The 14,944-nt window shown below is 68.7% G+C and carries 11 protein-coding genes; 5 read left to right on the top strand and 6 right to left on the bottom strand.

The annotated features are described in order from the left end of the window. Window positions 1-6: 6 nt before the first annotated feature. Both Q8W67_RS13425 and Q8W67_RS13420 read right to left on the bottom strand, forming a co-directional pair. Window positions 7-1,767 (bottom strand): ABC transporter ATP-binding protein, encoded by a 1,761-nt coding sequence (locus tag Q8W67_RS13425; RefSeq protein WP_305546206.1) that lies wholly within the window; start codon window positions 1,765-1,767, stop codon window positions 7-9. Window positions 1,768-1,993: 226 nt separating this feature from the next. Then, entirely contained in the window at window positions 1,994-2,518 is a 525-nt protein-coding gene (locus Q8W67_RS13420) for a Spy/CpxP family protein refolding chaperone (RefSeq protein WP_305546204.1), read from the bottom strand. Between the two features lie 155 nt (window positions 2,519-2,673). On the opposite strand from Q8W67_RS13420, the gene Q8W67_RS13415 reads away from it, so the two are divergent. The 5 genes from Q8W67_RS13415 (at window position 2,674) to Q8W67_RS13395 (ending at window position 8,538) form a co-directional block, all read left to right on the top strand. Continuing rightward, window positions 2,674-3,621 (top strand): metal ABC transporter solute-binding protein, Zn/Mn family, encoded by a 948-nt coding sequence (locus Q8W67_RS13415; RefSeq protein WP_305546202.1) that lies wholly within the window; start codon window positions 2,674-2,676, stop codon window positions 3,619-3,621. A 227-nt stretch (window positions 3,622-3,848) separates the two neighbouring features. Continuing rightward, window positions 3,849-5,585, top strand: a complete 1,737-nt coding sequence (locus tag Q8W67_RS13410) for a heparinase II/III family protein (RefSeq protein ID WP_305546199.1) — start codon at window positions 3,849-3,851, stop codon at window positions 5,583-5,585. A 70-nt stretch (window positions 5,586-5,655) separates the two neighbouring features. Further along, window positions 5,656-7,254, top strand: a complete 1,599-nt coding sequence (gene purH / locus Q8W67_RS13405) for a bifunctional phosphoribosylaminoimidazolecarboxamide formyltransferase/IMP cyclohydrolase (protein ID WP_305546197.1) — start codon at window positions 5,656-5,658, stop codon at window positions 7,252-7,254. Between the two features lie 520 nt (window positions 7,255-7,774). Further along, a complete protein-coding gene (locus tag Q8W67_RS13400) occupies window positions 7,775-8,005 on the top strand; it encodes a hypothetical protein (protein WP_305546195.1) in 231 nt (76 codons plus the stop codon). Window positions 8,006-8,322: 317 nt separating this feature from the next. Next, entirely contained in the window at window positions 8,323-8,538 is a 216-nt protein-coding gene (locus Q8W67_RS13395; RefSeq protein ID WP_305546193.1) for a hypothetical protein, read from the top strand. A gap of 135 nt (window positions 8,539-8,673) precedes the next feature. Here Q8W67_RS13395 and Q8W67_RS13390 read toward each other — a convergent pair whose 3' ends face one another. The 4 genes from Q8W67_RS13390 to acs all read right to left on the bottom strand — a co-directional run bounded on the left by Q8W67_RS13390 (window position 8,674) and on the right by acs (window position 14,740). After that, window positions 8,674-10,356, bottom strand: coding sequence for an MFS transporter (locus tag Q8W67_RS13390; RefSeq protein WP_305546191.1), 1,683 nt, complete (start codon window positions 10,354-10,356; stop codon window positions 8,674-8,676). A gap of 256 nt (window positions 10,357-10,612) precedes the next feature. Then, window positions 10,613-12,295: a cation acetate symporter gene (locus Q8W67_RS13385; RefSeq protein WP_305546189.1), complete on the bottom strand. Its 1,683-nt coding sequence runs from the start codon at window positions 12,293-12,295 to the stop codon at window positions 10,613-10,615. Then, complete coding sequence (locus Q8W67_RS13380; protein ID WP_305546187.1) at window positions 12,292-12,663, bottom strand: DUF485 domain-containing protein; 372 nt, start codon at window positions 12,661-12,663, stop codon at window positions 12,292-12,294. Before Q8W67_RS13380 ends, Q8W67_RS13385 begins: the two co-directional genes overlap by 4 nt. A gap of 130 nt (window positions 12,664-12,793) precedes the next feature. After that, the gene (gene acs, locus Q8W67_RS13375; RefSeq protein ID WP_305546185.1) at window positions 12,794-14,740 is read right to left on the bottom strand and encodes an acetate--CoA ligase; all 1,947 of its coding nucleotides are present in this window, start codon (window positions 14,738-14,740) and stop codon (window positions 12,794-12,796) included. Window positions 14,741-14,944 lie beyond the last annotated feature (204 nt).

Genomic DNA, 14,944 nt, shown 5'->3' with positions numbered 1-14,944 from the left:
GGCGTGTCACTCCGCCGGCGCCGGTTCCGACAGCTGGAGCCGATGCAGGCGGGCATAGGCGCCGCCGGAGGCGACCAGGTCGTCGTGCCGGCCGGTCTCAATCACCCGGCCGGCCTCCATCACGGCGATCCGGTCGGCCTCGCGCACCGTGGAGAGGCGGTGGGCGATCACCAGGGTCGTGCGGCCCTTCATGAGCCGGGTCAGCGCCTCCTGGACGAGGCGCTCGGATTCGGAATCGAGGGCCGAGGTCGCCTCGTCGAGGAGCAGGATCGGCGCGTCCTTGAGGAAGGCGCGGGCCAGCGCCACCCGCTGCCGCTCGCCGCCGGACAGCCGGTTGCCGCCGGGGCCGACACGGAATTCGTAGCCCTCCGGCAGGGCGGACACGAAGTCGTGGGCCGCCGCGGCCCGGGCCGCCGCCTCGATCTCCCCCCGGTTCGCCCCGGGCCGGCCGAAGCCGATATTGGCGGCCACCGTGTCGTCGAACAGGACGACCTCCTGCGAGACCACCGCCACCGCTTCGCGCAGGGAGGCCAGCGTCACGGCGCGCACGTCCTGCCCGTCGATGGTCACCCGGCCCTCCGTGACGTCGTAGAGCCGCGGGACCAGGTTGAGCAACGAGGATTTGCCCGATCCCGAGCGTCCGACCAGCGCCGTGACCGAGCCCGCGGGAGCGACGAGGTCGATCCCCTCCAGTGCCGGCGCGTCCGGGCGGTAGCGGAAGTGCACCCCCTCGAAGCGGATCGCTCCGGCGGTCACGGCCAGCGGCGCGGCGCCGGGCGCCTCGCGGATGCAGGGCGCCTCGTCCATCACGTCGAAGTAGCGCCGGAGCGCGGCGGCCGCTTCCTGCAGGATGGCGTTGAGGTTTCCCAGCGCCCGGGCCGGCTGCGCGGCGAGCAGCAGCGCCGCTACGTAGCCGGTGAAGTCGCCCACGGTCTTTTCGCCGGCCAGAACCCGCTGCCCGACCAGCACCAGCACGCCGGCCACCGCGATGCCGCCGCCGACCTCCAGCAGGGGGTCGAGGCGCCCGCGGGCGTTGGCGGCCTTCATCTTGAGGCGGCGCACCTCATCGAGGGCCTGCACGGCCCGGCCCTTGAGGTAGCCCTCCATGGCGTAGGTCTTGGCGACACGGGCGCCCTGGAGGCTCTCCGATATCAGGCTGGCGGTGGCGCCCATCTGCTCCTGCGTCGAGGTCGAGACGCGCCGGAGCTTTTTGCCGATCCGTCCGATCGGCCCCGCCACGAACGGGACCGTGACGCCCGCCACCAGCGTGAGAACCGGATCCATCCAGATCAGCGCCGCCACGAGGCCGATCAGCATGGCGATGTCGCGCAGGAGCACCGTGGAGATGCGGGTCAGCGCCTCCTTGATGAAGGCGAAATCGGTGGTGAAGCGCTGGGTCAACGCGGCCGGGCTCTCGCGGCCGAGCTGAGCCAGGTCCGACTCGATCAGGTGCCCGTAGAGCGCCGCCTGCATGTCGGCCTCCACCCGGGTGACCACCCGGTTGGTGAGCACCGTCTGGCCGTAGAGCGAGAAGCCCCGCAGGGCGGTGACCACGATCACCACCAGCGGCCCGTAGGCGATCGCCGCCGCATCCTTGCGGTCGAAGGCGTCGAAGGCGGCCTTTATCAGCGCCGGGTAGAGCCCGGTCGAACCGCCCACGACGGCGATCAGGACCAGCACGACGGCGAGCGTCCCGCGGTGCGGATACAACCAGGTGCGCCACAGCCGGGCGAGGAGGGGAGCGGTATCGCCGGGGAGGCGCGCCATGAAACCTACCGGTTCGGACCTGCCGCCCGCCTCCCCCGGGCCGGAGCGCTCCCCGCCGGAGTGGATGCCGGTCCGGCGTCAGGGAGCGCGTCGAAACGAGGATTGCAGATCCGCGTCCGTTCCGGTTGGAGCGGACGCGGATCGAGGCGCGCGGCGGCAGCGGTTTGCAGCCGCCGCCGTCGCGGATCAAGTTCTTTGGAGGCCTCAGTGCGTGGCCGCGCGCCGATCAGCGGTCCTCGCCGTCCGGCCCGTGGTCGTCGTCGTGGTGATGATGCCAGCCGCCCATATGGCCGTGGCCGCCCATCGGACCCATCGGCCGTGCGAGGATCATCGCGCGGCGCTTCTGGTCCGGGTCGAGGCTGGCGTAGAGCGGCTGCGCGGCGTCGGCGAGCTTGCGCAGGGCCTCGCCCCGGGCGGTCGCGGCATCCGCCATCGCCCGCAGGGCGGCCGGAGCGTCGTCGGTGAATTTCGGGCGGTCGCGCATCGCCTCGCGGCGCTGCTGGCGGAGCTTGACCATGTCGCGGATCGCGGCCTCGACCGGCGGCCACAGCTTCTCCTGGTCGGGATTGAGCTTCAGCCCGGCATGCAGGGCGGCGATTCGGGCATCCGCGAAGGCGGCCCGGTCTTCCTGGCTCAGGGACGTCCATTGTCCACGGAAGCCCTCGCCCCGGTCACGCGCGGCGGCCGCGCCGACCAGACCCAGGCCGAGGGCACCGGTGACGAGAAGGGCAGCTCTCACACGTCGGGACATGGCACTCTCCGTCTCACGATCCGCTCGCCGCGGCTCTGCCCGGCGCAGCGGCGGCAACCGACGGTGCCATCAGGCGCCTGGCATGTATCCCGCTTGTGTATGTAACATTATTACATTAGAGGCAGCGCGACCACGGTGGATTCGGAGGACGGCGCATGCGGCGTGCGGCAGGAACGGCCCGGTCGACGTTGTGCGCATGCCTTGTCCTGTGGCTCGGCCTTGCCGTGCCCGCCCGGGCGGCGCCCGACGGTGCTCCCATCCGGGCGGTGGCGAGCTTCTCGATCCTGGGCGATCTGGTGCGGGCGGTCGGCGGCTCGCACGTTGCGGTGGCGACCCTGGTGGGGCCGGATTCCGACGTGCACGGCTTCAGCCCGTCCCCGGCCGACGCCAGGAAGCTCGCCGAGGCCGACATCGTGTTCGTCAACGGCCTTGGGCTGGAGGGGTGGCTCGACCGGCTGATCCGGGCATCGGGCACGCGCGCGCCGGTCGTCGTCGCCTCCGCGGGGGTGCAGGCGATCTCCGCCGAGGACGATCATGCCCACGCCGAGGGCCACCGCGACCGGGGCGGCCACGCGCTCGACCCGCATGCCTGGCAGAGCGTCGCCAACGTCCGGATCTACGTCGCCGAGATTCGCGACGGGCTGGCGAAGGTGGATCCCGCCCACGCCGCCGCCTACCAGGCCGCCGCCGCCGACTATACCGCGAAGCTCGACGCTCTCGACCGAGCCGTGCGCGAAGCTGTGGACCGGATCCCGCCGGAGAACCGCCGGATCATCACGACCCACGACGCGTTCGGCTACTTCGCGGCCGCCTACGGCCTGCGCTTCATCGCGCCCCAGGGCGTCTCCACCGACAGCGAGGCCAGCCCCAGGGATGTCGCGGCGATCATCCGGCAGATCCGCCGGGACAAGGTGCCGGCGGTGTTCCTGGAGACCATCAGCGATCCGCGTCAGATGGAGCAGATCGCCCGCGAGGGCGGCGCCCGCATCGGCGGCAAGGTCTATTCCGACGCGCTCTCGGGGCCGGACGGTCCGGCGCCGACCTATCTCGACATGATGCGCTCGAACCTGCGGGCGTTCGACGCGGCCCTGGCGCCCCGCTGAGGCCGGGGCGCGGCGGCTCGCACGGCGGAAACGCCCCGGCCTGTCCCTGGGACAGCTCAACCGGGCCGTGCGGGCGACGATGTTCCTGCGCGCGTCGGGCATGACATAGCGTAAACCGCCGGTTAAGAGGCCGCCTCTACCCTGGAACGAAACGGGTGCCAGCCGATCCTCGTCCGCGAGGGCTCGGGGCCTTGGGGCCTTGTGAGATCGGGTGGCTCGGAGATCGCGTGGCTTGGGGGCCTGACCGCTGGCGCTTTTATCGGCTCGTGGCCCGCGAGGCTGCGCGTTCCGTCCGTGCCGCCGGCGCCAGCCTGACCGCCCCGCCGGATCTCCTCGCACGGATGCGCGTGACCGGGCTGGTGATCGCACCGCAGGACCTGCGTACCTCCGACGCGACCTTCGCGGACGACATCTATGCCGGCCTGTTCGTCTTCGCCGGGCGCTCGCTGGCGGCGAGCGGCGGCTCGCCCTTCGATTACGCTGCGCCCTCACCGGAATGGGCCGACGAACTCTACGGCTTCGGCTGGCTGCGGCACCTGCGGGCCGCCGACACGGCGCTCGCCCGGGCCAATGCCCGCGCCTTCGTGGCCGACTTCATAGCCGGGCGGGGCGACTCGGCGCTGGCCCGGCAGACGCCGGTGGCGGCGCGGCGGCTGATCTCGTTCCTGTGCCAGTCGCCACTCGTGCTGGAGGGCGCCGACCACGCCTTCTACCAGAACTTCCTGAAGGCCATCGCCCGCAACGCCCAGCAGCTCGAGCGCGACCTGCGGCGGGGCGTGCCGCCGCAATGGCGCCTGAACGCCGCCGTGGCGCTGTGCTACGCCGGCCTGTGCTGTGACGGCATCCAGCCGATCCTGCGCCGGGCGACCCGGGTCCTGTCCCGGGAACTCGACCGCCAGATCCTGACCGACGGCGGCCACCGCTCCCGCGATCCGCGCTTCGCCATGGAGCTGCTGCTCGACCTGCTGCCCCTGCGCCAGAGCTATCTCAGCCGCAGCGTCGAGCCCCCCGCCGCGCTCATGCGGGCGGTGGACCGGATGCTGCCGCTGCTGCGGCTCCTGCGCCACCCGGACGCCTCGCTGAGCCATTTCAACGGCATGGGCGCCACCGACGCGGACCATCTCGCGACGCTGCTCGTCTATGACGGCGCGCTTGCCCGGCCGATGATGCACGCGCCGAATTCCGGCTACGAGCGCCTGGAGGGCGGCCGCGTCGTCCTCGTGGCGGATGTCGGCGCGAGCCCGCCGCTGCCGTTCTCGCTCAACGCGGGCGCGGGCTGCCTCGCCTTCGAGATGTCGAGCGGGCCGCAGCGCATCGTGGTCAATTGCGGGCTTCCGGCGAGCGGGCTGGACCTGCGGCTGCTCGCCCGCTCCACGCCGGCCCATTCCACCGCGAGCGTGGCCGACGCGTCCTCCTGCCGGTTCCTCGCCGCCAGCGGCTGGTGGGGCGAGCGGATGCTGGCGGAGTGGCTGATCCGGCGGCGCGGCGCCGTGGTCCTGCGCGGTCCGTCGGCGGTGGCGGCCGAGCGGGTCGAGGAAGCCGACAGCATCGTGCTCGCGGCCCGGCACGACGGCTACGTGCCGGATTTCGGCATCGTTCACGAGCGGCGCTGGCAGCTCTTCCCCGCAGGGGCGCGCCTCGAGGGCCAGGACGCCTTCCTGCGGCAGGGTAAGGCGCGCGTGCGCGGCCACGACGTGGCGATCCGCTTCCACCTGCACCCCGGCATCGCCGTGCGCGACGTACCGGACGGGCTCGAACTCGCCTCGGCGCTCGGCGAGGTCTGGCAGTTCCGCGCCGCGGGTGCCGAGATCGCGCTGGAGGAGAGCGTGTATTTCTCCGGGCTCACCGGGCCGCGCCGCACCGACCAGATCGTGCTGCACCTGCGCGTCTCCGACGATGTCGAGGTGCGCTGGAGCTTCGAGCGGCTGGCTTCGGCGCCGATGCGGGGGGCGAGGGCGCCCTGAGCGGGCGGCTGGCCCCGCGCCCCGTTTCCATGCTACCGCGCGCCGAAATCTTGAAGTTCGGCAAGAAGCTATGGCCCACGATCAAGTGCGGGTCTCCCGCGCGCTCCTCTCGGTCTCGGACAAGACCGGCCTCGTCGACTTCGCCCGTGCGCTCGACGCGCGCGGCATCGCGCTGGTCTCGACGGGGGGCACCCACCGCGCGCTCCAGGAGGCTGGCCTCCCGGTGACCGAGGTGGCCGATCTCACGGGCTTCCCCGAGATGATGGACGGCCGGGTGAAGACCCTTCACCCGGCGGTGCATGGCGGCTTGCTCGCCGTGCGCGACAATCCCGAGCATCAGGCCGCGCTGGCCGCCCACGGGATCGAGGCGATCGACCTGCTCGTCGTCAACCTCTATCCGTTCGAGGCGACCATCGCGGCCGATAAGCCGGACGCCGACTGCATCGAGAACATCGATGTCGGCGGCCCGGCGATGATCCGCGCGGCGGCCAAGAACCACGCGGACGTCGCCGTCGTGATCGACGTGTCGGATTACCCGGCCGTGCTCGCGGCGCTTGAGCAGGGTGGCGGCGCGATCGGCGGCGACCTGCGCCGGCACTTGGCGCAGAAGGCGTTCGCCCGCACGGCCGCCTACGACGCGGCCATCGCCAACTGGATGGCCGGCCGCTTCGGCACGGAGGAGCCGGGCCTGTTCCGCGCCTTCGGGGGTACCCTCGCGCAGGGGCTCCGCTATGGCGAGAACCCGCACCAGTCGGCGGCCTTCTACCGGGCTCCCGGCCGGGCGCGCGCCGGTGTGGCGACCGCGCGCCAGCTCCAGGGCAAGGAGCTGTCCTACAACAACTTCAACGACACCGACGCCGCCTACGAGTGCGTCGCCGAGTTCGATCCCGCGCGCACCGCCGCGGTGGCGATCATCAAGCACGCCAATCCCTGCGGCGTGGCGGAGGGCGCGAGCCTCGTCGCGGCCTACGAGCGGGCGCTCAGCTGCGACCCGACCTCGGCGTTCGGCGGCATCGTCGCCCTGAACCGGACCCTCGACGCCGAGGCCGCGCGCAGGATCGTCGAGATCTTCACCGAGGTGATCATCGCCCCGGACGCGACGCCCGAGGCCGCCGCCATCGTGGCTGCCAAGAAGAACCTGCGCCTGCTGCTGGCCGGCGGCCTGCCCGATCCCCGGGCGCCCGGGGAGACCGTGCGCACGCTGTCCGGCGGCCTGCTGGTCCAGGGCCGGGACGCCGCGGTGGTCGACGACATGCCCCTGAAGGTCGTCACCCGGCGCGCGCCGAGCGAGGCCGAATCGGCCGATCTCAGGTTCGCCTACCGGGTCGCCAAGCACGTGAAGTCGAACGCCATCGTGTACGCCAAGGCCGGCGCCACGGTGGGGATCGGGGCTGGGCAGATGTCCCGGGTCGATTCCTCGCGCATCGCAGCCTGGAAGGCCGCCGAGGGCGCCAAGCGGCTCGGCCTCGCCGAGAGCCTCGCGGTCGGCTCCGTGGTCGCCTCGGATGCATTCTTCCCCTTCGCGGACGGCTTGCTGGCCGCGGCCGAGGCGGGCGCCACGGCGGTGATCCAGCCCGGCGGCTCCATGCGCGATGCCGACGTGATCGCCGCCGCCGACGCGGCGGGCCTCGCCATGGTGTTCACCGGACATCGCCACTTCCGGCACTGACACGGCCCACTCCGTCGGCGGCCGCCGGAGCGCTCCCGGCAGCGCGCGCCGGCCGAGGTCACGTCGGCGCCGGAGGGGCGGTCCCGGTCCTTGACCCGCGCGCGGCTCGTGTCCCGCGCGGGCGCGACGGGGATACCAGCGCGTTAACGCTTTCCGAAAAAAACGCGGTGCCGTTCGGATCCGCAGGTGCGCGGCCCTGTTTCTTTGACAGATTGCCGGAGATCTATCGCCGGCCGATTCTGGTAAATATCGCAGATCTCAAGTATCAATTTTGCAAAACAAAATAATGGGCAATCAATCGGTTCACAACGCCGGTCGAACGCTCGGGATGTGCAGAGGGGGTTGATATTTGCGCGTCCGCGCGGCATGAAAAACATGCAGCGCGGGGCAGATTTGCTGCGCGGTCGCGTGATCTGTGTGTGAATCGAGTGGGCAGTGCCCGTGACTTAGGGCTTTAAAGCCCCTTTTCGGGGATGTTGTTCGACTTTACGAGCTGAACAACTTTTGGCCAGGTGACGCGATGCTGCTCGCTGCAATGCTCTTTGCGATGGGATGGTTGATCGGCTGGTGCTGCACGATGCTGATCTTGGTCACATCGTCGGTTGCGATCATGGTGTGCACGGTGACCATCTTCGCGTTGAGTCACGGGCTTGACCTGCTTCATGTGCTGCTCGTGCTGGGCTATCTCGCCGCCCATCAATCCGGCTACCTGCTCGGGGCCTATTGCAGCAATTACCAGGAAGGCAGTTGAACCGGCTGACTGCCTCTACCAAAACCATATCGGACGACCGGCGATCTCGTAGATCAATACCCATATTGCCACAGTTGCAATATTGACGCCAATAACCAGTGCGATCGGCGGTTTCCAGCCGCATCTCCGGCGCCATTGAATTAGAGCGTCATTCACTTTTGAAATCCCACCTCAATTGCAAGACGTCCAGTATAAGACCGGACGCCGCCTTCGATTCCGCAGAGGACTATTTTTTCTCAACAATGCGCGGTTGTGACCGTGCAACTTCTGCGTCTTTCTCAGGCGGGCACAAATTCGCCCATAGCATCGAGTGCGCAATGACGGTAGCCCGCTTGCGATGGGATTTTGTTGAACAGACGACCGATAGTGATGTCGTCACGCGCCGCCAATCACGGATCATTGCTCTTCAGTTGGGCAAGCAGATAGCCCGCCGGTGCGAGGACGGACGTGAGAAAGCACACGTAGAGGAGCGATCCAGGACGGGCTTTCTATCTGCAGTCGGTATTTTCGTGCCGGGCGTGATTTTCGATTGAGCTAAATGAGTTCAAAAACGGGTGCCGGATCGCACCCCTGTCCGAAGGACGAGGCGCCCGCCATACATGCGAACGCCCAGACCGCGCGGGGGCGGCCTGGGCGCAGCGAGTCGAAGGTCCGATCGGGTCGCGGTCTCAGGTATCCGCGAAGATGTCTCGATCCTTGGTCTCGGGGACGAAGATCAGGCCGATGATCACCGTCGCGACCGCGATCACGATCGGGTACCAGAGCCCGTAGTAGATGTCCCCGGTCTGCGCCACCATGGCGAAGGCGGTAGCCGGCAGCAGGCCACCGAACCAGCCGTTGCCAATGTGGTACGGCAGCGACATCGAGGTGTAGCGGATCCGGGTCGGGAACAACTCCACCAGCATCGCGGCGATCGGGCCGTAGACCATCGTGACGAACAGGACGAGGATGAACAGCAGGCCGATCACCGTGGCGACCTGCGGCCGGAAGATGTCGAACGGGTTCGACATCTTCACGATGTCCGGGTCGCCTGCCTTCGGGTAGCCGGCCGCCTGGAGCGCGGCGGTTGTCGCCTTGTTGGCGTCGGCCGCGCCGCCCTGCGGATACGGGATCTCGGTCTCGTTCACCCGGATCGTCGTGGGCTGGCCGGGGGCGCCGCCCGCGGTCGTGTACCGCACCGAGGACTTCGACAGGAAGTCGCGGGCGAGGTCGCAGGGCGCCGAGAAGACCCGCGTGCCGACCGGATTGAACAGAGTCCCGCAAGCCGCCGGATCGGCCGTGACCGTGACCTTCACGGTCTCGATCGCAGCTTCGAGCTTCGGGTTGGCCGCGGAGGTGATGCTCTTGAAGATCGGGAAGAAGGTCGCCGCCGCGATCGCGCAGCCTGCCAGGATGATGACCTTGCGGCCGATCTTGTCGGAGAGCCAGCCGAACACCACGAAGAAGCCGGTGCCGAGGAGCAGCGACCATGCGATCAGCAGGTTTGCCGTGTAGCCGTCGACCTTGAGGATCGTTTGCAGGAAGAACAGCGCGTAGAACTGGCCCGTGTACCAGACCACGCCCTGGCCCGCGACGAGACCGAACAGGGCGATCACCGCGAACTTGGCATTCCGCCATTGGCCGAAGGCCTCGGTGAGCGGCGCCTTCGAGGTCTTTCCCTCCTCCTTCATCTTCTGGAAGGCCGGCGATTCCGAGAGCTGGAGACGGATCCACACGGAGACGCCGAGCAGCAGCACCGAGACCAGGAACGGGATCCGCCAACCCCATTCGGCGAAGGCCGCCTCGCCCGTGAAGGTCCGGGTCGCCAGGATCACCAGCAGCGACAGGAACAGGCCGAGCGTCGCGGTCGTCTGGATCCAGCTCGTGTAGAAGCCCCGCCGACCGTTGGGGGCGTGCTCTGCCACATAGGTCGCCGCGCCGCCATATTCGCCGCCGAGCGCGAGGCCCTGGGCCAGCCGCAGGGCGATCAGGATGATCGGCGCCGCGATTCCGATGGTGGCGGCATTGGGCAGGACGCCGACGATGAAGGTCGACAGGCCCATGATCAGGATCGTGATCAGGAAGGTGTATTTACGTCCGACGAGGTCGCCGATCCGTCCGAACACCAGGGCGCCGAAGGGCCGGACGATGAAACCGGCCGCGAAGGCGAGCAGCGCGAAGATGTCCCGCGTCGCCGGCGGGTAGGCCGAGAAGAACTGCGCGCCGATGATCGCCGCGAGCGAGCCGTAGAGGTAGAAATCGTACCATTCGAAGACGGTGCCGAGTGAGGACGCGAAGATCACCCGCCTCTCGGCCGAACTCATCGGCCTGACGGTGCTCCCGGCCCGTGGGATCGCGGTTGCCACAGCCATAACTCGGTTCCTCCCAGACGACGCTCACGCGCGGCCCATTGCGTGGACCGCCGACGCACCGGCCCCCTCCGGAGCCCTGCTCTGCATAGGGCGCAGATCACGTATGCGTTATCGCAAGCTCGTCGTCGGTCAACCGGTAAAGCGTTCGTGAAGACCGCCATCAACACGGCCCTGTCGCCTTCGCCCGTTCCCGTCTCCGAAACGACGAAGGGCGCGGCTTTCGCCGCGCCCTCGCTTCGCATTCCGCCGGGATGGATCAGTGGGCGTGAGCGCCCACCGCTCCGATACCGGTCTCGGACCGCACGAACTGCGCCTCGAAGGCGGCGCGCTCGCGTTGCGCCTTCCGCGACTTGTCCAGGCTCGACACGATGTAGATCGTGGCGAAGGCGAGCGGCATCGAGAACAGCGCCGGGTTGTCGTAGGGGAAGAGCGGCGCGGCGTTGCCGAACGTCGCGACCCAGACTGCCTTCGACAGGACCACCATCACCACCGCGGAGATCAGCCCGACGAGGCCGCCCGCGAGCGCGCCCCAGGTGGTTGTTCCGCGCCAGAGGATCGACATGGCTAGCACCGGGAAGTTGCAGCTCGCCGCCACCGAGAAGGCGAGGCCGACCATGAAGGCGACGTTCTGGTTCTCGAACACGTAGCCGAGATAGATCGCCACGATCCCGATCACCACGGCCGAGATCTTCGACAGGTTGACCTCGTGCTTCTCGGTGGTGCGCCCGCGGGCGATTACCTGGGCGTAGAGGTCGTGGCTGACCGCCGAGGCGCCCGCGAGCGTCAGGCCCGCCACCACCGCCAGGATGGTCGCGAAGGCCACCGCCGAGATGAAGCCCAGGAAGTATGGGCCGCCCACGGCGTTGGCGAGGTTCACGGCGACCATGTTGGTGCCGCCGATCATGTCCTTGAGCTTGTCGAAGGTGCCGGCGGCGCCGAGCTTGAAGTAGCTCGGATCCGACATCAGCAGGGCGATGCCGCCGAAGCCGATGATGAACGTCAGGATGTAGAAGTAGCCGATCAACCCGGTGGCGTAGAACACCGACTTGCGAGCGGCCTGCGCGTCCGAGACCGTGAAGAACCGCATCAGGATATGCGGCAGGCCGGCGGTGCCGAACATCAGCCCGACGCCCAGCGAGATCGCCTCGATCGGGTTCGAGACCAGGCCGCCCGGCGCCATGATGGCGTCGCCCTTCGGGTGGACCTGCACCGAGGCCGCGAACAGCGTCTCCGGGTTGAACCCGTACTTCAGCAGAACAGCGCCCGCCATGAAGGTCGCGCCGCCGAGCAGCAGGCAGGCCTTGATCACCTGCACCCAGGTCGTGGCCTTCATGCCGCCGAAGGCGACGTAGACGATCATCAGTACGCCGACGATCACCACGGCATAGAGATAGGGCAGGCCGAACAGGAGCTGGATCAGCTTACCGGCGCCGACCATCTGGGCGATCAGGTAGAAGGCCACCACCACGAGGGTGCCAACCGCCGAGATGATGCGGATCGCGGTCTGGTCGAGGCGGAAGCTCGCTACGTCCGCGAAGGTGAACTTGCCGAGGTTGCGCAGGCGCTCGGCGATCAGGAACAGCACGATCGGCCAGCCGACCAGGAAGCCCGTGGAGTAGATCAGCCCGTCGAAGCCCGAGGTGTAGACGAGGCCCGAGATACCCAGGAACGAGGCCGCCGACATGTAGTCGCCGGCGATCGCCAGGGCGTTCGTCCCGGCCGAAATGCCGCCGCCTGCCGCGTAGAAGTCGGCGGCCGACTTGGTGCCCTTCGCGGCCTTGTAGGTGATGCCCAGCGTCATCAGCACGAAGAACAGGAACATGCCGATGGCCGGCCAGTTCGTGGCCGATTGCTGCACGGCGCCGAGGTCGGGACCGGCGGCGTGCGCGACGCCGCCCGTGAGCATGCCCAGCACGAGTCCGAGGACGAAGCGGTTCATCGAGCGACGCTCCGCTTGAGGGCGGCGCTGAGCGCGTCGAAGCGCGTGTTGGCCCGCGCCACGTAGATGCCGGTGAGCGCGAAGGCGAACAGGATCACGAACACGCCCATGAACAGGCCCAGGGAGGCGGTGCCGCCGACCTTCACGGCCAAGAGCGACTTGTCGAAGGCGATCAGGCCGATGAAGCCGAAATAGACCACCAGCATCAGGATCGTGAGGATCCAGCCGAACCGGGTGCGCTCGGCGACGAGCTGCTGGAATTCCGGGGTCCGTACGATCCGCTCGATCTGCGGATCGATATCCGCGCCGACCGCGCGTGGCTTCAGGGGTGGCGCGCCCCCACGTAGGCCGAGTGTCGAGCCGCTCATGGCATGTTCCTCCCGCGAAGGCGCTCCGGCCTTCCGGTCGTCGTGTCCGGGTTTCGTGGTTCTTGTTGGGGGCGGGCGCCGCACCGGCATCCGCCTCATCGCGTGCCCGCGTCGCCGCGGGGTTTCGGGATCAGGGCCGGTTCTGCCGGTTCTCGATCAGGTCGTCGACGACCGCCGGCTCGGCGAGCGTCGAGGTATCGCCGAGCGAGCCGAAATCGTCCTCGGCGATCTTGCGCAGGATGCGGCGCATGATCTTGCCGGAGCGCGTCTTGGGCAGGCCCGGGGCGAACTGGATCAGGTCCGGCGAGGCGATCGGCCCGATATCCTTGCGGACCCAGGTCACCAGCTCCTTGCGCAGGGCATCGTCGCCCTCCTCGCCGTCGTTGAGGGTGACGTAGGCGTAGATGCCCTGGCCCTTGACGTTGTGCGGGTAGCCGACGACCGCGGCCTCGGCGACCTTCGGGTGCGCCACCAGGGAGGATTCGACCTCCGCGGTGCCCATCCGGTGGCCCGAGACGTTGATCACGTCGTCGACCCGGCCGGTGATCCAGTAATAGCCGTCCGCGTCCCGGCGGGCGCCGTCGCCGGTGAAGTACTTGCCGGGGTAGGTCGAGAAGTAGGTCTGCTCGAACCGCTCGTGGTCGCCGTAGACCGTTCGCATCTGGCCCGGCCAGGAATCCGCGATGCAGAGGTTGCCCTCGCACGGCCCCTGCAGGACCTTGCCCTCGGTGTCGACCATCTCGGGCTTGATCCCGAAGAAGGGCCGGGTGGCCGAGCCCGGCTTCAGCGCGGTGGCGCCCGGGAGCGGCGTGATCAGGATGCCCCCGGTCTCGGTCTGCCACCACGTGTCCACGATGGAGCAGCGCGCGTCGCCGACCACGTTGTAGTACCATTCCCAGGCTTCCGGGTTGATCGGCTCGCCGACCGAGCCGAGCACGCGCAGGGACCGGCGGGAGGTCTTCTTCACCGGGCCTTCGCCGCCGCCCATCAGCGAGCGGATCGCGGTCGGCGCGGTGTAGAAGATGTTGACCTTGTGCTTGTCGATCACCTCCCAGAACCGGGACGTCGACGGATAGGTCGGGATGCCCTCGAACATCAGGGTCGTCGCGCCGTTGGCGAGGGGCCCGTAGACGATGTAGCTGTGGCCCGTGACCCAGCCGACATCGGCCGTGCACCAGTACACGTCGCCCTCGCGGTAATCGAAGACGTATTGGTGGGTCATCGAGGCGTAGACCAGGTAGCCGCCGGTGGTGTGCACCACGCCCTTCGGCTGGCCGGTCGAGCCCGAGGTGTAGAGGATGAACAGCGGGTGCTCGGCCTCCACGGCCTCGGCGGGGCAATCGTCGGTCACCTGCTCGGCGGCCTCGTCGTAGTAGACGTCGCGGCCGGGCTCCATATCGACGCTGCCGCCCGTGCGGCGCACGACGACGACGTGATCGACGAGGTCCGTGCCCAAGCGCTTGATCGCCTCGTCGACATTGGCCTTGAGCGGCACCTTGCGGCCGCCGCGCAGGCCCTCGTCGGCGGTGATCACCAGCCTCGATCCGCAGCCCTGGATGCGGGACGCGAGGGAGTCGGGCGAGAACCCACCGAACACGATGGCGTGGATCGCGCCGAGCCGCGCGCAGGCGAGCATCGCGTAGGCCGCCTCGGGGATCATCGGCATGTAGAGCGTCACGCGATCGCCCTTGCCGACGCCGCGGTTGCGCAGGACGTTGGCCATCCGGCAGACCTGCGCGTGCAGCTCGCGGTAGGTGATGTGCTTGGATTCGTCCGGGTTGTCGCCCTCCCAGATGATCGCGGTCCGGTCGCCGCGGGTCTCCAAGTGGCGGTCGATGCAATTGTAGGCGACGTTGGTCTTGCCGTCTTCGAACCACTTGATCGAGACCTTGCCGGGCTCGAAGCTCGTATGCTTGACCTTCGAGTACGGCGTCATCCAATCGATGCGCTTGCCGTGCTCGCGCCAGAAGGCGTCGGGATCTGAGACCGACGCCTCGTACATCTCACGATACTTGGCGTCGTCGACGTGAGCACCGTCACGCCACGCAGCCTGTACTTCGACGACCTTGCCTTCCATGGCGTCCCATCCCTGTTTGGTGCCCGATCGTATCGCGGCATTGGCCGCGCAGCCAGGACTTCCAAAGTAACGTAGCCTGTATCTCGCGATGAGGATATCATCGACAATCCGCGTCCGCCGAGTCCCAGAACCCGGAACTAAATTGGGCGCAATGTAAGGCTTGATTGAAGCGCTGGCCGTGCCCTGTCAAGCCGATCGCGCCGT

The organism is Methylobacterium sp. NEAU K (genome assembly GCF_030700285.1).
Lineage (GTDB): Bacteria > Pseudomonadota > Alphaproteobacteria > Rhizobiales > Beijerinckiaceae > Methylobacterium.
This window is presented reverse-complemented; position numbering and strand designations above follow the sequence as displayed.